The organism is Vibrio superstes (assembly GCF_003569005.1).
GTDB lineage: Bacteria > Pseudomonadota > Gammaproteobacteria > Enterobacterales > Vibrionaceae > Vibrio > Vibrio superstes.
Map to the genome: position 1 here is coordinate 2,307,575 of NZ_BCUR01000004.1, position 18,719 is coordinate 2,326,293.

Annotated in this window: 23 protein-coding genes; 15 read left to right on the plus strand and 8 right to left on the minus strand. The window is 44.7% G+C overall.

From position 1 onward, the window contains the following. Positions 1–70: 70 nt before the first annotated feature. From cysZ to crr, 5 genes are all read left to right on the plus strand, one after another. Entirely contained in the window at positions 71–826 is a 756-nt protein-coding gene (cysZ, locus tag D5I41_RS18465) for a sulfate transporter CysZ (protein ID WP_119011062.1), read from the plus strand. A gap of 133 nt (positions 827–959) precedes the next feature. Further along, entirely contained in the window at positions 960–1,928 is a 969-nt protein-coding gene (cysK, locus tag D5I41_RS18470; protein ID WP_017029256.1) for a cysteine synthase A, read from the plus strand. A gap of 251 nt (positions 1,929–2,179) precedes the next feature. After that, a complete protein-coding gene (locus D5I41_RS18475; RefSeq protein ID WP_017029255.1) occupies positions 2,180–2,437 on the plus strand; it encodes an HPr family phosphocarrier protein in 258 nt (85 codons plus the stop codon). Between the two features lie 125 nt (positions 2,438–2,562). Beyond that, positions 2,563–4,287: a phosphoenolpyruvate-protein phosphotransferase PtsI gene (ptsI, locus tag D5I41_RS18480; protein WP_119011063.1), complete on the plus strand. Its 1,725-nt coding sequence runs from the start codon at positions 2,563–2,565 to the stop codon at positions 4,285–4,287. A gap of 40 nt (positions 4,288–4,327) precedes the next feature. After that, positions 4,328–4,837, plus strand: a complete 510-nt coding sequence (gene crr / locus D5I41_RS18485; protein WP_017029253.1) for a PTS glucose transporter subunit IIA — start codon at positions 4,328–4,330, stop codon at positions 4,835–4,837. 107 nt (positions 4,838–4,944) lie between these two features. On the opposite strand, the gene D5I41_RS18490 is transcribed toward crr, so the two are convergent. Both D5I41_RS18490 and D5I41_RS18495 read right to left on the minus strand, forming a co-directional pair. After that, on the minus strand, positions 4,945–5,850 hold the full coding sequence (locus D5I41_RS18490) for a Dyp-type peroxidase (protein WP_119011064.1): 906 nt from the start codon (positions 5,848–5,850) through the stop codon (positions 4,945–4,947). 14 nt (positions 5,851–5,864) lie between these two features. Next, entirely contained in the window at positions 5,865–6,323 is a 459-nt protein-coding gene (locus tag D5I41_RS18495) for a DUF2919 domain-containing protein (protein ID WP_119011065.1), read from the minus strand. A gap of 77 nt (positions 6,324–6,400) precedes the next feature. Between D5I41_RS18495 and D5I41_RS18500 the strand changes: the two genes are divergently transcribed. Continuing rightward, positions 6,401–6,742, plus strand: coding sequence for a DUF2956 domain-containing protein (locus D5I41_RS18500; RefSeq protein ID WP_119011066.1), 342 nt, complete (start codon positions 6,401–6,403; stop codon positions 6,740–6,742). Between the two features lie 4 nt (positions 6,743–6,746). Here D5I41_RS18500 and D5I41_RS18505 read toward each other — a convergent pair whose 3' ends face one another. Then, entirely contained in the window at positions 6,747–7,025 is a 279-nt protein-coding gene (locus D5I41_RS18505) for a winged helix-turn-helix domain-containing protein (protein WP_017029249.1), read from the minus strand. Between the two features lie 212 nt (positions 7,026–7,237). Here D5I41_RS18505 and D5I41_RS18510 point away from each other — a divergent pair, with 212 nt between their 5' ends. From D5I41_RS18510 to D5I41_RS18525, 4 genes are read left to right on the plus strand one after another with little or no spacing between them, the layout of a single operon-like run. Next, positions 7,238–7,588, plus strand: a complete 351-nt coding sequence (locus D5I41_RS18510) for an ArsC family reductase (protein ID WP_119011067.1) — start codon at positions 7,238–7,240, stop codon at positions 7,586–7,588. A gap of 9 nt (positions 7,589–7,597) precedes the next feature. Further along, positions 7,598–8,734: a succinyl-diaminopimelate desuccinylase gene (gene dapE / locus D5I41_RS18515; protein ID WP_119011068.1), complete on the plus strand. Its 1,137-nt coding sequence runs from the start codon at positions 7,598–7,600 to the stop codon at positions 8,732–8,734. 1 nt (position 8,735) lies between these two features. Next, complete coding sequence (locus D5I41_RS18520) at positions 8,736–9,431, plus strand: M15 family metallopeptidase (protein WP_119011069.1); 696 nt, start codon at positions 8,736–8,738, stop codon at positions 9,429–9,431. A gap of 12 nt (positions 9,432–9,443) precedes the next feature. Beyond that, on the plus strand, positions 9,444–9,689 hold the full coding sequence (locus D5I41_RS18525) for a DUF2897 family protein (RefSeq protein WP_119011070.1): 246 nt from the start codon (positions 9,444–9,446) through the stop codon (positions 9,687–9,689). A gap of 73 nt (positions 9,690–9,762) precedes the next feature. Here D5I41_RS18525 and bamC read toward each other — a convergent pair whose 3' ends face one another. Continuing rightward, positions 9,763–10,809 (minus strand): outer membrane protein assembly factor BamC, encoded by a 1,047-nt coding sequence (gene bamC, locus D5I41_RS18530; RefSeq protein ID WP_119011071.1) that lies wholly within the window; start codon positions 10,807–10,809, stop codon positions 9,763–9,765. Between the two features lie 54 nt (positions 10,810–10,863). Next, positions 10,864–11,742: a 4-hydroxy-tetrahydrodipicolinate synthase gene (gene dapA, locus D5I41_RS18535; RefSeq protein ID WP_102376413.1), complete on the minus strand. Its 879-nt coding sequence runs from the start codon at positions 11,740–11,742 to the stop codon at positions 10,864–10,866. Positions 11,743–11,976: 234 nt separating this feature from the next. Between dapA and D5I41_RS18540 the strand changes: the two genes are divergently transcribed. Next, positions 11,977–12,516, plus strand: a complete 540-nt coding sequence (locus D5I41_RS18540; protein WP_119011072.1) for a glycine cleavage system transcriptional repressor — start codon at positions 11,977–11,979, stop codon at positions 12,514–12,516. Between the two features lie 16 nt (positions 12,517–12,532). Then, positions 12,533–13,000 carry a thioredoxin-dependent thiol peroxidase gene (gene bcp / locus D5I41_RS18545; protein WP_119011073.1) on the plus strand — a complete coding sequence of 156 codons (468 nt, stop codon included), beginning with the start codon at positions 12,533–12,535 and terminating at the stop codon, positions 12,998–13,000. Positions 13,001–13,051: 51 nt separating this feature from the next. Here the strand turns inward: bcp and D5I41_RS18550 are convergent, their stop codons facing one another. Both D5I41_RS18550 and D5I41_RS18555 read right to left on the minus strand, forming a co-directional pair. Continuing rightward, on the minus strand, positions 13,052–14,116 hold the full coding sequence (locus D5I41_RS18550) for an AI-2E family transporter (RefSeq protein WP_119011074.1): 1,065 nt from the start codon (positions 14,114–14,116) through the stop codon (positions 13,052–13,054). Positions 14,117–14,121: 5 nt separating this feature from the next. Continuing rightward, on the minus strand, positions 14,122–14,343 hold the full coding sequence (locus D5I41_RS18555; protein WP_119011075.1) for a sulfurtransferase TusA family protein: 222 nt from the start codon (positions 14,341–14,343) through the stop codon (positions 14,122–14,124). Between the two features lie 213 nt (positions 14,344–14,556). Between D5I41_RS18555 and bepA the strand changes: the two genes are divergently transcribed. Genes bepA through D5I41_RS18570 form a run of 3 tightly spaced genes read left to right on the plus strand, consistent with a single transcriptional unit; the run spans position 14,557 to position 16,815 of the window. Next, the gene (bepA, locus tag D5I41_RS18560) at positions 14,557–16,014 is read left to right on the plus strand and encodes a beta-barrel assembly-enhancing protease (protein ID WP_162892883.1); all 1,458 of its coding nucleotides are present in this window, start codon (positions 14,557–14,559) and stop codon (positions 16,012–16,014) included. A 13-nt stretch (positions 16,015–16,027) separates the two neighbouring features. After that, positions 16,028–16,378 carry an arsenate reductase (glutaredoxin) gene (arsC, locus tag D5I41_RS18565; protein WP_119011077.1) on the plus strand — a complete coding sequence of 117 codons (351 nt, stop codon included), beginning with the start codon at positions 16,028–16,030 and terminating at the stop codon, positions 16,376–16,378. Further along, positions 16,378–16,815: a DUF2069 domain-containing protein gene (locus D5I41_RS18570; protein ID WP_119011078.1), complete on the plus strand. Its 438-nt coding sequence runs from the start codon at positions 16,378–16,380 to the stop codon at positions 16,813–16,815. Before arsC ends, D5I41_RS18570 begins: the two co-directional genes overlap by 1 nt. Positions 16,816–16,880: 65 nt before the next feature. On the opposite strand, the gene D5I41_RS18575 is transcribed toward D5I41_RS18570, so the two are convergent. Next, a complete protein-coding gene (locus tag D5I41_RS18575) occupies positions 16,881–18,500 on the minus strand; it encodes a glycoside hydrolase family 43 protein (RefSeq protein WP_119011079.1) in 1,620 nt (539 codons plus the stop codon). Positions 18,501–18,719 lie beyond the last annotated feature (219 nt).

The following is an 18,719-nucleotide window of genomic DNA, read 5'->3' on the forward strand; positions in this document are numbered from 1 at the left end:
GCTGTGATTTTGAGCACGCTTTTCTTATATTAGGCATAATTCGCGACAATCTCCGTCATAGGAAGACAAAATGCATCATAATTTGAACCCAATGTCAGGCTTCGGTTACTTTTTCTCCGGATTTAAATTGGCATTGCAACCTGGTTTACGCCGCTATGTGTTTATGCCACTACTGATCAACATCCTTTTGGTCGGTGGCGCACTTTTCTATCTCTTTAGCAATCTCAATCAATGGATTGAGCAATGGCTTGGCGCTTTACCTGAGTTTTTAGATTGGCTTCGTTATCTACTATGGCCACTGCTTGCTATTACTATCCTAGCAACCTTTTCTTACTTCTTTAGTACTCTAGCAAACTTTATTGCCGCTCCGTTCAACGGATTATTAGCGGAGAAGGTAGAACAAAAGCTCAGTCCCGAAGGAATGATTGACCAAAGTGTGGCCGACCTTATTAAGGATGTACCTCGAATATTAGGGCGTGAATGGCGCAAGCTTGTTTATCTTATGCCGAAAGCACTAGGTTTGTTCTTGCTACTACTCATTCCAGCCTTTGGTCAAACTATTGCTCCCTTTGTATGGTTTATCTTTACCTCATGGATGCTGGCCATTCAGTATTGCGACTACCCATTTGATAATCATAAGGTCGACTTCAACGCTATGCGACTTGCGCTAAAACAAAAGCAAGGTAAAGCCTATGGTTACGGCTCCATGGTGGCGTTGTTTACCTCCATCCCTCTCTTAAACCTGGTTATCATGCCTGTTGCCGTGTGTGGTGCTACATTAATGTGGGTAACAGAATTCAAACAACATCAAAAAGTTAGCTATTAGTTATAACCTTTTATTCCTTTATAACAAGATAGTTGCATCTTATTCTAGGATTGTAGAAGCAATTTGCTCGAGTCATCAACAGTGTATGGCTCGACCTCAATGACATAGCGCGTCAACGCACAAGGAAGCAAGCATGAGCAAAATTTACGATGACAATTCACTAACTATAGGTAACACGCCTCTCGTTCGTTTAAATCGCGTCAGCAACGGCAACGTTCTCGCTAAAATTGAAGCACGCAACCCTAGCTTTAGTGTTAAGTGTCGTATTGGCGCCAATATGATTTGGGAAGCAGAAAAAGCAGGCACGCTAACCAAAGGCATTGAGCTTGTAGAGCCAACCAGTGGTAATACGGGTGTTGCACTTGCCTTTGTTGCAGCAGCACGTGGCTACAAATTGACGCTAACCATGCCGGAGTCAATGAGTCTTGAGCGTCGTAAGCTACTTAAAGCACTAGGTGCAAACCTTGTTCTTACGGAAGCGGCTAAAGGTATGAAGGGCGCTATCGCTAAAGCAGAAGAGATTGTGGCTGAAAGCCCAGAAACCACTCTGCTTCTTCAACAGTTCAACAACCCAGCAAACCCTGCAATTCATGAACAAACAACAGGCCCTGAGCTTTGGGAAGCCACTGATGGCGAGATTGATGTATTGGTTTCTGGTGTCGGTACTGGTGGTACAATTACAGGTACTAGCCGTTACATTAAGCAAACTAAAGGCAAAGCAATCACTTCTGTAGCCGTTGAGCCAGCGGAATCTCCGGTCATCAGCCAAGTGCTTGCAGGTGAAGATGTACAACCTGCTCCACACAAAATTCAAGGTATCGGTGCTGGTTTTATCCCTGGTAACCTAGATCTAGAGCTAGTAGACAAGGTTGTGACTGTCACTTCAGATGAAGCTATCGATATGGCACGTCGTTTGATGGAAGAAGAAGGTATTTTAGCCGGAATCTCTTCAGGCGCAGCGGTTGTTGCTGCTAACAAAATTGCGGAACTCCCTGAATTTGCTGGGAAAACTATCGTAACCGTACTACCAAGCTCTGGTGAACGTTACCTCAGTACTGCATTGTTTGCTGGTATATTCACAGAGAAAGAGAATCAGCAATAAGCACAAAAAAAGTGTGCCCAAATCAAGTTTTCAACCAAAAAAGCCCCTTTTAGGGGCTTTTTTATTGATTCGCGGTCAGCATTTGGTAATATTTCTAGGCTTTATTTTTCGCTTCAAAATAAAAGAAGCACGAATTTAGGCTACACATAAAAGTCATAAGAACTTACGTAGTCAAAGTCATGAGCCAGTTTAAACAATAAATAGGCGGCTCAGACTTCAAAACATAATCTAATATCAACGGGGTATATCACATGTATGAGAAGCAAGTAGAAATCACTGCAGAAAACGGTCTTCACACTCGTCCAGCGGCGCAGTTTGTTAAAGAAGCAAAATCATTTGATGCAGATATCACTGTGACTTCTAACGGCAAAAGCGCTAGCGCGAAAAGCCTATTCAAGCTTCAAACTCTAGGTCTAGTTAAAGGCACTATGGTTACTATCTCAGCTGAAGGTCCACAAGCTACTGAAGCTGTTGACCATCTAGTAGCTCTAATGGATGAGCTACACTAAGAGACTACTGTTTCAAAAACTAAAGCCACTTCGTTGTTAACAACCAAGTGGCTTTGTTGAAATAGCGTCTATGTAAGCTAAAAATTAGTAATCCGCCCACTTATAGACCAGTTTAAGGTAAAGCTATGATCTCAGGTATTCTAGCGTCTCCAGGTATTGCTTTTGGTAAAGCACTACTTCTTCAAGAAGATGAAATCGTTCTAAACACACAAAAAATTTCTGCCGACCAAGTCGATGCAGAAGTTCAGCGTTTTTATGACGCTCGCAACAAATCAGCAGCCCAACTTGAAATCATCAAGCAAAAAGCCCTTGAGACTTTTGGCGAAGAGAAAGAAGCGATCTTTGAAGGTCACATCATGCTTCTTGAAGATGAAGAACTAGAAGAAGAAATTCTTGCTCTTATTAAAGGCGAGAAACTGACTGCAGATCATGCGATCCATTCAATCATCGAAGAGCAAGCCGTTGCGCTTGAGTCTCTAGATGACGAATACCTAAAAGAGCGTGCTACGGACATCCGTGACATCGGCACTCGCTTTGTTAAAAACGCACTAGGTATCAACATCGTTTCACTAAGCGACATCGATGAAGAAGTTCTTCTTGTTGCTTACGACCTAACGCCATCAGAAACAGCACAAATCAACCTGGATTACGTTCTAGGCTTTGCTTGTGACATTGGCGGTCGTACGTCTCATACCTCTATCATGGCTCGCTCTCTTGAGCTTCCAGCGATTGTTGGTACTAACGACATCACGAAACAAGTGAAAAACGGCGACATGCTAATTCTGGACGCGATGAACAACAAGATCATCATTAATCCAACTGAAGCTCAGCTAAACGAAGCGAAACAGGTTCGTGATACTTTCCAAGCGGAAAAAGCTGAGTTAGCAAAACTAAAAGATCTACCAGCAATCACTCTTGATGGCCATCAAGTAGAAGTGTGCGGTAACATCGGTACAGTTAAAGACTGTGACGGCATCAACCGCAACGGCGGTGAAGGTGTTGGTCTGTACCGTACAGAATTCCTATTCATGGACCGTACTGCTCTTCCTACTGAAGACGAGCAATACCAAGCCTACAAAGAAGTTGCTGAAGCAGCGAACGGCCACTCTGTGATCATCCGTACTATGGATATCGGTGGTGACAAAGACCTACCGTACATGGATCTTCCTGAAGAAATGAACCCATTCTTAGGATGGCGTGCAATTCGTATCAGTCTAGACCGTCGTGAAATCCTTCGTGATCAAGTTCGCGGCATTTTACGTGCATCAGCACACGGTAAGCTTCGCATCATGTTCCCTATGATTATCTCTGTTGAGGAAATCCGTGAACTGAAAGCAGCGCTCGAAGAATACAAAGCAGAACTTCGCTCTGAAGGCCTAGCGTTTGACGAAAACATCGAGATTGGTGTTATGGTTGAAACTCCGGCTGCAGCGGCAATTGCTCACCACCTAGCGAAAGAAGTTTCTTTCTTTAGTATTGGTACAAACGATTTAACTCAGTATACTCTAGCAGTAGACCGTGGTAATGAGCTTATTTCTCACCTATACAACCCACTATCACCGGCTGTTCTAACTGTGATCAAGCAGGTGATTGACGCTTCTCACAAGGAAGGTAAGTGGACTGGAATGTGTGGCGAACTAGCAGGCGACGAGCGTGCAACACTTCTTCTACTAGGTATGGGCCTAGATGAGTTCTCTATGAGCGGCATCTCTATCCCTGCAGTGAAGAAAGTGATTCGCAACGCAAACTTTGCGGAAGTAAAAGCAATGGCAGAAGAAGCTCTTCAAATGCCAACTGCCGCAGAAATCGAAGCGCACGTTGAGAAATTTATCGCGGACAAAACAAACTAATAATATAATTTAATAGAAATTAATTGCTTAGGAGCATGTAATGGGTCTGTTTGACAAACTTAAGAAGCTGGTATCGGACGAAGGCAACGCTGCAGGTTCAATCGAAATCATTTCACCTCTTTCTGGTGAGATCGTTAACATTGAAGATGTGCCAGATGTAGTTTTCGCTGAAAAAATCGTTGGTGATGGCATCGCTATCAAACCAACTGGCAACAAAATCGTTGCACCAGTGAATGGTACTATCGGTAAGATCTTTGAGACAAACCATGCGTTCTCTATTGAATCAACTGACGGTATCGAGCTATTCGTTCACTTCGGTATCGACACTGTTGAACTGAAAGGTGAAGGCTTCACTCGCATCGGTTCAGAAGGTCAAGAAGTTAAAGCTGGTGATACTATCATCGAGTTTGACCTTGCATTCCTAGAAGAGAAAGCGAAATCTACTTTGACTCCAGTTGTTATCTCTAACATGGATGAAATCAAAGAGCTGAACAAGCTTTCTGGCGCTGTAACTGTGGGTGAAACTCCAGTTCTACGCGTAACTAAGTAACTTCTACTTAGATTCAAGTGAATAAAAACGCAGCCAATGGCTGCGTTTTTTTATGCTTATCAATCAGAAAACAGCCCAACTCGCGTTTGCGGTTAGGCATGAATCGGTTAAGACAAAACCAGTTGCTTCAGCATCGTCTGACTCGGCGCAAAGAAGTACGCACCTGTGACTGCTTTAGTATAATCCAGTAGCGCATCTGTCGTGCCATCGACTTGCCCATACATGCTCTCAAGCATATCTGTAAAGTTACTTAGCGTATTACAGTAAGCTATAAAGAGTAATCCGTGATCACCGGACACAGAGCCATACGGCAAGCTGTGACGGACTATCTTCAAGCCCTTACCTTCTTTTTTGATATCCACACGTCCTACGTGAGATTCAGCCGGCACATCTTCAAGCTCTATCGAATCTTCTTTCGTTCGACCAATCTTTTGTTCTTGTTGACTGACAGACAGGGCATTCCATGCGGGTAGGTTATGCTCAAAGCGTTGCACCATTACATAGCTGCCGCCTTCAAAAGGACCTTCGCCTAAAAGAGCCACTTCAGATCTTGCATCCCCTTTCGGGTTTTCAGTGCCATCAACAAAGTCGGTCATATCACGCGAATCTAGGTAACGGTAGCCGTAAGTTTCATCAACAATAGTGACGTCACTCGCGATCTCTTGCATTAACTTACGCAGTAAGAAAAAGTGCAGGTCGTGGCGATGAGAATGGCAATGCACCAGTACATCGACATCGGTTGTCGGTGCTTCAATATCACCACATTCTAGGCGAGGGAACGGAATCAGTTCGCTAGGTACATCTTTAGAGATACTCTCACTCCAAAATTGGTGAGAAAATGCAATGCTGCTGGTTAAATGTGCACCGGGTTGATTGAAATTGATATCCCCTACCCAGTCACCCATCTGTTGCAGTGCGTTCAATACTTTGCTTTTATCACCGGTCACCTTGATAAGCACATATAACGCAAATGGGCCCGGTTCTGGCACTATGGCCGCTTGAGGTTGAATCATTGTAATTCCTTAGACTAATTATCTGAAATGCTGTCAAAACAATCTTTTACTCGTCGGCTATTGAATAGATAAATAACAATCCAACTCAATCCAACGACTGATAGGGCTGCGCCCCAAGTAAACTGACCATGTTGTAAAGAAATATAGTGCAACTCGAGTGCCAACTGGACGATAGCGAGTAGGATTGTTGTTATTCGCCCTAAACCAATCAATTTATTAAGCCATCTTCTCTCTGGGTTTCTTAACCCAATCACCCACATCAACAGCAGGCTCGGCACTCCCATACACATCATAATATAGAGACTGAAAGAGTTAGGATAGATCATCGAAAGGATATCGCTTCCTTTATCGCGAGTGATTCCAGCCATCACAAACACTATCCAACCTCTGGCTAAGAACAACCAAGCAAACCAAAGCCAAATTGGCGCTTTTAGATAGCCATTCTTGTCGTATTCTTCAATTAAATAACGCACATTATCCACTTTCTATTGAAGAACTTATTTAAAATTAAAGGCATAATTAACTCTGGCACTTCACTTGCAAAAAACTTATGAAAAAGAACAATACGACAATCTCTTCAGAAACCCAACAACAAGCGATGCAGGTCGCTAAATCTACCCAAAAACCAGGGCAAACTAAAGAGCAAACCAAGCTCATTGCGTTGGGAATAGAAAAGGGTATCGCAGAATACAAAAAACGTCAGAAGCAAAAAGCGCGTGAAGCCGACAAGCTAAAAAAACGCAGCCAAAAGCAAAAACAAAGCGCTACTGAATCGGTAACCAGTGATGCAGCAGAAACAGAAGCCCCATCCAACTCAAGTAAATTACCATGGGCATTGTTGGTCGTCAGTTGGATAGGTTTTATTGCTTATACAGCGCTTACTGCTGCGTAGCGTATCAAGACAGGTGAGAGCGGATTTCGGTGGTATTGCCTGCCACCCATTGCTGGTCTAGCGGGCCCCAATCGGACACTTGGTAGTAACCGTCATTGTGACGGCAACCATCCTGAACAAATTTCAATGAAATGCCGATCCCCGGCAGAGCCTTCAAAACATCTTGGATCGTGCGACGTGGCCAACCTGTGCATTCTATTAATTTGGGAACATTTGGGCGCTCCATGCTTGCAACCAAATGAGCTAAATATATACGACGAGCAAAAACAGGATTCAATTCCATTGATACCTCCTACAACTGTTTTCACCAATTATTGCCAATATCGGCGATAACGACTTGAGTCTGATCAAACAACATTGACTCTTTATTCGCTTTTATGAATTTTTTTACACAATTAGTCACTTATGTGCGCTACTTCAAACCGAGTTAGGTATACAAGATGTTGGATTTGTTTGGTAGGATTCAAGTATCGATAAACGCACTAAGGACAGATGATGAGCGTAATCATGTATGGTATCCCAAACTGTGACACCATAAAAAAAGCCAAGAAGTGGCTTCAAGAACATCAAATAGAATTCACCTTTCACGACTATCGCAAGCAAGGCATCACTACCGAAATGGTCAGAGAGTTTTGTGACCACTTTGGTTGGGAACAAGTGCTCAATAAGCGCGGCACCACTTACCGACAACTGTCTGATGAACAAAAACAAACCCTAGACCGCGACAATGCCATTGCCCTTTTGCTTGAGCATCCCGCCATGGTCAAACGCCCTATCATACGCATTGGCGATCTTCTGCATATTGGCTTTAAAGCCGACCAATACGACAACATTTTTCATATTTAAGGAATTAGGATGAACTCTAGTCCTGTTTTAGACTTGGCTATCGACTTGATGAGCCGTCAATCCGTCACTCCAGAAGATGCTGGCTGCCAACCCCTCATGATTGAACGTCTTAAAGCGCTCGGCTTTGACATTGAGGTCATGCATTTCGAAGATACGCTCAATCTATGGGCTCGTAAGGGCTCAGAAGCGCCTTTGTTTGCCTTCGCTGGACACACTGATGTGGTGCCAGCAGGAAACCTCAATGACTGGCACACACCTCCGTTTGAACCAACAATAAAAGATGGCTACCTATACGGTCGTGGCGCAGCAGATATGAAAGGCTCATTGGCCTCAATGGTTGTTGCAGTAGAGCGCTTTATCGCTAAAAACCCAGACCATAAAGGCTCTATCGCCTTTTTGATCACATCAGACGAAGAAGGGCCTTTCATCAACGGTACGACTCGAGTCGTTGACACCCTTGTTGCTCGTGATGAAATCATCGATATGTGTATTGTGGGTGAACCTTCAAGCACAGAAAAGGTGGGTGATGTGGTCAAGAACGGTCGCCGAGGCTCATTTACGGGTGAGTTGACCGTTAAAGGTGTTCAAGGGCACGTAGCCTACCCACATATTGCGAAGAATCCGATTCACCATGCTCTTCCTGCACTGACTGAGTTAAGCCAAATAGAGTGGGATAATGGCAATGAATTCTTCCCGCCAACAAGCTTCCAAATTCCAAACCTCAACGGTGGTACCGGCGCGAGCAATGTCATTCCAGGCGAATTGCACGCGATGTTCAACCTAAGGTACAGCACTGAGATCCATCATGAGCAGATCAAAGAGCGCGTCTACGAGGTGCTGAACAAGTATGACTTTGACTATGACCTAAAGTGGACACTAAATGGCGAACCCTTCCTAACGGATACGGGTGACCTATTAACGGCTGTGGTTGATGCTGTCGCTAAAGTCAATGGCGTAGAACCTCAACTTCTTACTACAGGTGGAACCTCAGACGGTCGATTCATTGCCAAGATGGGAACTCAGGTCATTGAACTAGGGCCTGTGAATGCCACCATTCACAAGGTGAACGAATGCGTGAAAGCGGAAGACCTAGATCTACTGGCAGACATGTACCAAAACGTTCTGGTTAACCTACTGGGTCAATAATATGCAAAAGACTAGCGACTGGAATCACCAACAACTTACCGGACTGAGCCAATCACACCTTAGGACTCTGAGTATTAATGAGCGTGAGGTATTGGTTCACAAGGATGTTGAGTCGGCCCTTCTGTCGCTGGTTGCTCTTGCAAAAAAAGAGGGGTTCGAGGTTGCAATAGCCAGTGGCTATCGTGATTTTGAAAGGCAACGCCTGATATGGAACAACAAGTATCTGGGTCTGAGACCGATTCTAGGTAGTGATGGCCAAGTGCTTGATGCCAAGTCTCTCTCTGTAGAGGATCGCATTCATGCCATATTGCGCTGGTCTGCACTTCCCGGGGCAAGTCGCCATCATTGGGGGTGTGATTTTGATTTGTACGCCTATAACCTTCTGCCTTCCGAAACCAAGCTTCAATTAGAGCCGTGGGAGTACTTAGAGGGACATCAAGCCCCTTTTTATCAGTGGCTGCAAGCCAATGCGCAGCAACTAGGGTTCTTTTTTCCCTACTCTGCAGACAAGGGGGGCGTAGCAATCGAGCCTTGGCACCTTAGCCACCAGCAAACCTCTAGATTTGCCTTGGAGCAACTGACTCAACGCATGCTTGCTGAAACCCTAGAGCAAAACCCAATAGAGGGAAGCCACGAGGTATTAAAGCGCCTCAATAGCATCTACACTCAATATGTTACCAACATTTCAACTACGTAGGACATCTCGCGCATGTTTTTAGATTTATTGTTCAACCCTTGGGTAATCATTACCATCGTAGTTAGCGTTGTTGTCGGTAACATTGCAGCACTTAAATACACTGCAAATATGAAGGTAGGTACTATGTCTAGAGATCAGAAAGACGATATTGAGCGACTTAAAGAGTTGGATGAAGAGCGCCAGAAGAAAGTCAATGAGCACCTGAAAAAGAAAAGCCCTGGTCAATCTAATGATGATGGCGAGAGTGGCGGAGAATAACGCTGTAAGGTGAACAAAAAAAAGGAGCTATCACGTTATGTGAAGCTCCTTTTTTAATTTCAGTATCAGGGACTTAGTTCGATTCTGATTCTTTTGTTTCAGTACTTTGCTGCATCATAGTAGCCAACACTGGAATCATCTCTTCTAACATAGCCTCTGTAACAGGCTTACCAGAAGCATCGGTAATATTAATCGAGGTTCGGTTACCCAAATCACCCAACAGGAATGTGTAAGTTTCTCCGTTGTAGCTCAGTGGCTTAGTGCCTACACTCTCCCAAAAATCATCACTTGGTGGTGCATACAAGGCCTTAATTTCACCTTGAGACTGATTTCGCTCATCAATACTAAAGCCCATAACTGGCAGAAGTTCAGGGAAGCGCTGCCAGAACGCATCGTAAGGCGCACGAGCAATGATAATAGGCAGACCACTACGATCTTTACCCATGCTCAGAGGAATCACTTTAATCAGTTCTAGCGCCTGTTTTGCCGCTTCTTCACGAACAACTTGATCATAGCGAGACATCACCAAGTTAGTCATCAAGGTATTGTATCGTTCTTTATTGGTGTAGCTCACCGCTTTCTCTTGCCTACCTTCTTTCCAAGCAATCAAGCTAATGCGGAAGCCGTAGCGAGAGTTTTGCTCGAATCGTTCAATAAGGTAGCGACTGCTGATGGTTTCTTCTTCATCTTCCTCTTCCCAAACGATCCAATCGGTTTCGATGGTGCTGTCAGTCGATTCTATAAGCTTGATATCGCGCCCTGACATCATATCTTGTGCCGTCTGCCAGACCTTATCACGTTCATCTTCAGTTAGCAGCCAAAGGGTAACAACTCCATCACGCTGCTCTGTGCGTGCGCCAGGGATGAGCTCTAAAACTTGCTGAGGAGGTCGAATATCGACTTCTCTACCCGTGCCACCAATATATTCACCTTCAGGGATCTGATAATTCGGATACTCTTCGAGTTGCTGATCTGCAGGCGAGGCAAGTACATCAAGAGGCTTTACATCTAGATACTTAAAGTCGTCCTTTGCTTGACGACGCTCTGCTGCACTACCCGCACAACCACTTAAAATAGCGACAGCCAGTGAACTGAGCACTAGCTGATTAACAAACTTCATTAAAACTCCTGACTCTTCACGCCTACGTTGAGGCGTGAATCGTAGATTATAGATTTAGCTGATATTGGCTTGTGCCAATGCTGCCTTAACCACTTCTTGGCCGGCTTCTGACAACGGCGTCATCGGTAAACGTAGTCCGCCATTCTCAATCAAATGTAACTCATGGGCAGCCCATTTCACAGGGATTGGACTCGACTCAACAAACAGTCCAGTGTGCAGACCCATCAAACGCTGGTTAATGATTTCCGCTTCTGCATAGTTATTTTGCTCAGCTAGCTTAAACATGTCCGCCATATCGCGTGCGGCAATGTTATTGGTCACAGAGATAACACCGTGTCCGCCTAGTTTAACGAAATCTAGACCCGTAGCGTCATCACCACTGAGTAAGATAAAGTCTTCACCACAAAGTTCCCTATGTTTTTCAACACGAGAGAGATCGCCAGTGGCATCTTTAACTGCAACAATCTTGTCAATCTTAGCCAGGCGAGCAACAGTTTCAGGTTGCATATCGACACCGGTACGACCAGGGACATTGTACAAAATGATAGGTACAGCGCTTGCTTTGGCGATAGCTTTGAAATGCTGGTACAAGCCTTCTTGAGTAGGCTTATTGTAATATGGCGTGACACTTAAACAACCTGCAATACCAGAATTGTTAAGTAAACGACTAAAAGTGATAGCTTCGTGAGTGGCGTTTGCTCCAGTACCTGCAATGACGGGAATACGCCCATCAGCAAATTCTACTACCTTACTAACGACCTTCACATGTTCTTCAACGGTAAGCGTTGCCGACTCACCTGTAGTGCCCACTGCAACAATCGCAGAGGTGCCAGCATCAATATGATACTCAACCAAGTTCTTGAGGCTTTGGTAATCCACTTCACCATCGATATTGAAAGGCGTTAATAAAGCAACGATACTTCCTGAAAACATGATTCACTCCCTAAATTTCATTGATATCGCATGGTACTTGATAGAGATTAGATAACACAAGCGGATAAAGGCTTAGCCGTGAATTATTTACCATTTATTTGCATACAGTTTGACCCTGTCGACCTCTAAAAATCGGCAGATGTTAATCATGTTAGATTTTCTAACATTTACCAACACAACTGCAATTATTTCCGTGTATGCTAATAAGATTATTGTCAGTCGAAGGATCACTCTATGGCGCAGCACCTAGTCATTACTGCCGTCGGTACAGACCGCCCAGGTATTGGCAACAAAATCATTCATTTAGTCTCAGATCTTGGTTGTAACATCATTGACAGTAGAATAGCGCTATTTGGCAATGACTTTACCCTAATCATGTTGATCTCTGGCACGGCCTCACAGGTCACTCGTGTGGAGCATTCACTTCCGCAGTTAGGCCAAGAACACGATCTCATCACCATAGTTAAACGTACCTCACCTCACCAAGAGGTAGCACAAGGCTTCACTCTAGAGGTGAATGTTCAGGCAACGGATAAGGTTGGTCTAACAGAGAAAATCACCCACTTCTTTGCGGATAGAGAGATAGGCATTAGCTCGCTAAGCGCCCGTACTCTAAGTAAAGAAAAAACCAAACAAGGTGAGGACCAGTTTCAGATCTCGATAACGGCTTTTCTATCAAATGAATACAATTTGATGCAGTTGCAAGAAGACTTTACCTCTCTTTGCGACGACCTGAGCGTCAAAGGAACTCTCAACTTCATTAACAACGGATAATGTTTAAGGAACTTCAATGCAAACATTAACGGCTGGTACTCCGGCACCAGATGTGACTCTTTTAGACCAAGATGGCAATGCTGTCTCACTGAAAGACCTTAAGGGACAAAAAGTCCTGTTTTACTTCTACCCTAAAGCGATGACCCCTGGCTGTACAGTTCAGGCCCAAGGCCTTCGTGATGTAAAAGCAGAACTGGATGCACACAATGTGTTAGTGCTTGGCGTTAGCATCGATCCCGTGAAACGCCTAGGCAAGTTCATTGAACGTGACAACCTCAACTTCACTCTATTGTCAGATGAAGATCACTCCGCCGCAGAGGCTTTTGGGGTTTGGGGAGAGAAGAAGTTCATGGGCAAGACCTATGACGGCTTGCACCGTATTAGCTTCCTTATCAATGAGGAAGGTGTCATCGAGCATGTGTTTAACAAGTTCAAAACCAAAACTCACCATGACGTGGTGTTGGACTACTTAAACCAAGCCTAAAAGCAAAAAGCCAGTCCTAATGACTGGCTTTCTTTTACCTCGAATTTAACTCTACTCAACAGCATCCAAATTAGGATGAGTGAAGGCATTCACCACCGCTTTCACTAGGGTTGCCAAAGGTATTGCAAAGAAGATCCCCCAGAAGCCCCATAAGCCCCCGAACACCAATACCGAGATAATAATCGCAACGGGGTGCAGGTTTACCGCCTCTGAGAATAGAACTGGGACCAACACATTGCCATCTAAAGCCTGAATAATGCCGTAAGCAATCAATAGGTAATAAAACGGTGGCGTGAGTCCCCACTGGAACAAACCAACGATCGCAATCGGCACTGTCACTGCAGCTGCACCAATATACGGAATCAATACTGACAGACCTACCGCAACGGCGAGTAGTGCTGAGTAACGCAAGTCCAGAATCACAAAGGTCACGTAGCTTACGCCACCAACAATCAAAATCTCTAATACCTTCCCGCGAATGTAGTTTGAGATCTGGTCGTTCATTTCATGCCATACCTGATAAGCCAGGTTACGATTTTGAGGAAGCATTCCGCCCAACATGCTTAGCATTTCTTCTTTATCTTTTAACAAGAAGAAAATCAAAAGCGGTACCAAGATCAAGTAAACGCCTATCGTTGCTAGGCTGACTAAAGAGGCAAGCGATCCCTTTACTATGCTCTCGCCAAGACCAACGAATTTGTTTTTCATGTCAGCAAACACAAACTCAACATTGGTCACAGTAGCCAGTTCTGGATAACGCTCTGGAATACTGTTGATGTAATTCTGCAGTTCTAGATACATATTCGGTACATCATTCATTAGATTACCGATCTGCTGCCAAATGGTAGGAACAATGCCGATAAAGGCGATCAACACTAAGCCGACAAACAACAACAAGACTAAAATCACGGCAAAGGTTCTAGGAATACCAAACCGTATAAGCTGCACAACAGGCCATTCTAAGAGGTAAGCCAATACAATAGCGACCAATAAAGGTGCAATAAGGTGGCCAAAGAAATAGATGGTAATGAAACCAAATAAGATGATCGCAACTAGGCTAACAGCATGAGGGTCTGAGAATCGGCGTTTATACCATTGCTTCATCATATCAAGCATGGGGTCTACTCTTTAGTTATGGTTAAGTAATAATAGTGAGGGGTTTTCCTTACATCCACGAGCATATCGTGGCGTGAAAAATAGGCCTGCATATCATTTACAGAGCTCAGCTCCGTCACCAAAAAGGTAAGGGTCTGAGATGGTTTGAGGTCCCTGCTGGCGCGTTTCGCCAGTAACAAGCTCATTGGGCATCGCTCATCAGTAAGATCAATGACTTTCATCGACATATTAAAGCGACTTCTGTTTATTCTAAATACGTCTATTGTAAATCTTTTTTAGTTCAAAACCACTATTATCCCGTGCTAACCTAGTGTACAAATTGTTAATAGCTCTCGTTAATGCGCTTTCCAAGAAACCAAATGGGAATTGCAGAGTCTACAGTTGTATACCCTTTCAAAAACGGAACAGGACCTGACGTTAAACAAACAATGAATGCCTCTATTTTGAAACGTGCACCTTCAGTATTAGCTATGCTGTTGGGCGCAACGTTGAGCCTTAGCTCGTCCAGTCTAGCCAATACCTCTGACTTGCCTGATATAGGGACAACAGCGGGTGGCACCTTGACCATAGACCAAGAGCGAAACTATGGCGATGCCTATATGCGCATTCTTAGGGCGAGCCAACCTGTTATCAATGACCCTGTTTTAGCCGAGTATATTTCAAGCTTGGGGTATCGCCTTGTCGCAAACGCAGAAGACGTAAAGACACCGTTTGAGTTTTTCCTAATACGAGACCGCAACATTAATGCGTTTGCCTTTTTTGGCGGACACGTTGCTATCCATACTGGCCTTTTCTTACATGCTAACTCAGAGGGCGAACTGGCTTCAGTAGTGTCGCACGAAATCGCTCACGTTACCCAGCGACACTTAGCCCGTCGTATGGAAGATCAAGCCCGAAAAAACCCAGTCACCCTTGCCGCTCTTGCAGGTTCCATTCTCTTGGCAATAGCTGCGCCTGAAGCGGGTATCGCTGCTTTGACGGCAACCCAGGCTGGCGCAATGCAAAGTGCGATCAACTACACACGAAGCAACGAAAAAGAAGCAGACCGTGTGGGTATGAACACGCTGATCAAAGCGGGTTACGATCCGCATGCTATGCCTAGCTTTTTTGGCCGTCTAGCGGATCAATATCGCTACGCAAGTAAGCCGCCACCAATGCTACTGACTCACCCATTACCAGAAGATCGTATTACAGATTCTAGAGCTAGAGCAGATGCCTACCCTATCAACCCTCCGGCACCCTCTATAGAGTTTCATATGGCTAAGGCGCGCGTAGTGGCTCGATATGTGGGTATTAGCAGTGATGGCGCAATGGACTGGCTGGAACGAAAAGAAAAGTCAGCCTCCAAGGCCATCAAACCGACTTACGAATATGGTAAGGCATTGGTTTATCTCGATACCAAACAGCTAGATAAGGCTGAAGAGCTGTTACTGTCACTTCAAGAACGGTTCCCACACAGCAACTTTGTATTAGATGCCTTATCCGATCTCAACATTGAGAAGAAAACACCGGAAAAAGCAGAGGCACTTCTAGAGGAAGCGCTAAAGACCAAGCCTCGTAATCCAGTACTGCAGATTAACTTAGCCAATGTAATGATTGAAGCAGGGAAAAATGAGCAAGCGATTCGCATGCTGCAAAGATACACACACGATAACCCAAATGATACTAACGGCTGGCACCTACTTAGTAAGGCACACGCCAACTTAAGTGACCCTGCAAATGAATTAGCGGCACGGGGAGAACTGTACGCTCTAAACGCCAACTGGAACCGAGCAATTCAAAGCTTTACCCAGGCCGCTCAATTATCTGAATTAGGAAGTCTTCAACAAGCACGTTTTGATGCACGCATTGACCAACTTTTACAACAACGCGACCAATTTATGGCGCTACAAAATTAGAAAAGGAAACTTCATGTCTGTTGTTATTTATCACAACCCTCGCTGCTCAAAAAGCAGAGAAACACTCGCACTGTTGGAAGAAAATGGTATTGCTCCAGAGGTTGTGCTTTATCTAGATGCTGATTTCGACATTGAAACACTGCAAGGCCTATATGCTCAGCTTGAACTGCCTAACGTACGTGCAATGATGCGTACCAAGGAAGCGATTTATAAAGAGCTCAACCTTGGGGATGATTCTCTTACCGAGCAAGACCTGTTTAAGGCGATGCTTGACAATCGCAAGCTTATTGAGCGCCCAATTGTGATTGCCAATGGCAAGGCTCGACATGGCCGTCCACCACAACAGGTACTAGAGATCCTATAATGCCAACCACATCCCCTGCTGAAATGGCGCCAAAAACAAGGTTATGGTTACGAGTGGCTCAAGCGGGACACTTTGCGCTTTTGGCTTGGGTCATACTTTGGCATAGCCTTATATCTCCGCCACTGGAATTCAGCCCGTGGTTTTTGACCATTGCTTGGGCACTGCCTTTGCTCTTTCCAATTAAGGGAATATTGCAACAAAAGCCATATACCTTTGCTTGGGCAAACTTCGTGCTTCTGCTCTATTTCCTACACTCACTCACCTTGGTCTATGTTGATGAAGGCGAGAGAATGTTGGCTATTGTGGAAGTACTGCTAACCAGTATCGCGTTTATCGGCAATACCTTGTATAGCCGATTACGAGGAAGAGAATTAGGCTTAAAGCTGAAAAAGCTCTCTGAATACAAGCAAGAAGAGCAAGAGCGTTTTGGTCGCTAGCGTTAAGATCAAAAAGTACAACCAAGCCCCATCAATGGGGCTTTTTTATCAGAACGTCTCGCTAACTATCCGCCAGTGGGCTCATAGCTAAACTCTTCAAAGTCTGCATGACAGCCAAACCCACTAATATCAGCACAATGAAGTCCAACGAAGGCGCCCGTAAAGAACCCTCTCCCGTCAATGTAGTCATCCGATAAACGCCAAGCATCGAGCACTAAAGGTAGCTTTTGCCATTCTTCGCCATCAAATGAGTAACTGTATTGATAGGTTAAGCCCTGGACGTTCACACTAAGCCAAACACTACGCACATCGTCTGGGATCTCTATGGACTCATCATCATAAAAATGAAAACTGGCCGCCTGCTTGTCTACTTGCATCACTCGCAAACAGCGACGCTTGCGCTCTTCATCAAACTCAACCGCTAAGTACGTCCAATTACTGGTGTTGTAATAACAACATAAGCCTGCTGACTGCTGGAAGTTTACCGGCTCAAACTCAAGCTTGGTGGAAGCAACAAAATCATGATGACGCCAACGCGTCGCTACCGTTGACTGCTCAAATGTCGACAGCAAGCTATCCTTACCGCGCAAGCGTAAATAACTCTGTCTTTCATTCAAACTCCCCATAGATTCAGTAAAGGGGATCCTGAGAGTTTGCCAATGGCCAAGTAAGGACTCAGTAGAAAAGTCATCATAAATAGACTCACTCTCAGCAGGAGAAGTAACGGCAAGGTTCAATCCCGGAATTTCTAGCTTCGCATGTTTTCCTCCCACCACTGCAGGCCAGCCATCTATCCACTCAATACGATCAATACCCGTTTCTCTTCCTAGAGAACACGCACCGCGCCCCCACCTAGCAAGCCTTGGTCTGCCTGCAAATTTTAGCGGGCGACTCACTAGGTAAGTAATGAACCATTCACCATCAGGCGTTTCAACCAAGGAGCCGTGCCCTGCTTTTTGCAGTGCATTGTCAGGCGTATGCCAAGTGGATAGCAATGCACCGTGCTGAGAAACCTCATAAGGCCCCAATAGATGCTTTGAGCGAGCCACTGTCACATGGTGCTCAAAGCTTGTACCGCCTTCTGCGGTAAGGAGGTAGTAGTAGCCATCTTTCTTATACAGATGCGGGGCCTCTGTGTACTTTAGCTCCGTCCCATTAAATATTGGCTGTCTAACACTCACTAATTTTTGTGAAGCAACATCATACTCTTGCACCACTATCTCATTAATAGGATCGCTATGATTTCTCGGCCCCCAGGTGCGATAAACGTAGTACTTTTTGCCATCATCCGCATGAAATAACGATGGATCAAACCCGCCATTTCCCATCGGAATAGGGTCACTCCACGGGCCCTCTATATTCTCGGCTGTTACTAAGTAATTGCGACCGTTTTTCCAAGGTGCATCTATCACCTTTACATCGGTATAAAGTAACCAAAACTTGCCGTCAGCATAGCTAAGAGCCGGAGCCCAAATGCCACCAGAGTCAGGGTTACCCTTCATGTCGAGCTTTTCAACGCTATCCAAAGGCATTGAAGCCAGCTTCCAGTTTTTTAGGTCCTTAGAGTGAAATATTCGAACCCCAGGGAACCACTCAAAGGTAGAGGTGGCAATGTAGTAGTCCTCACCAGCACGACATACACATGGATCAGGATGAAACCCTTTTATTATTGGATTGCTAATCATTTCGAGTCCTTTTCATCTTCAGCATCACTCCACTCAAGTTACCGGTAACAGTTGGTACTTATAGTATTCGGTGTAAAAAGGTTTTGATGGGATGGTCGTTAGATAAGCAAAAAAACAGAAGTAAGAAATAAAAAAACGAAAAGCTTAGAAGCTTAGAAGCTTAGGGAAAGGATTAGCAATAGAAGCCGATGAATGTGGCCAATCTTACGCAAGGACAGA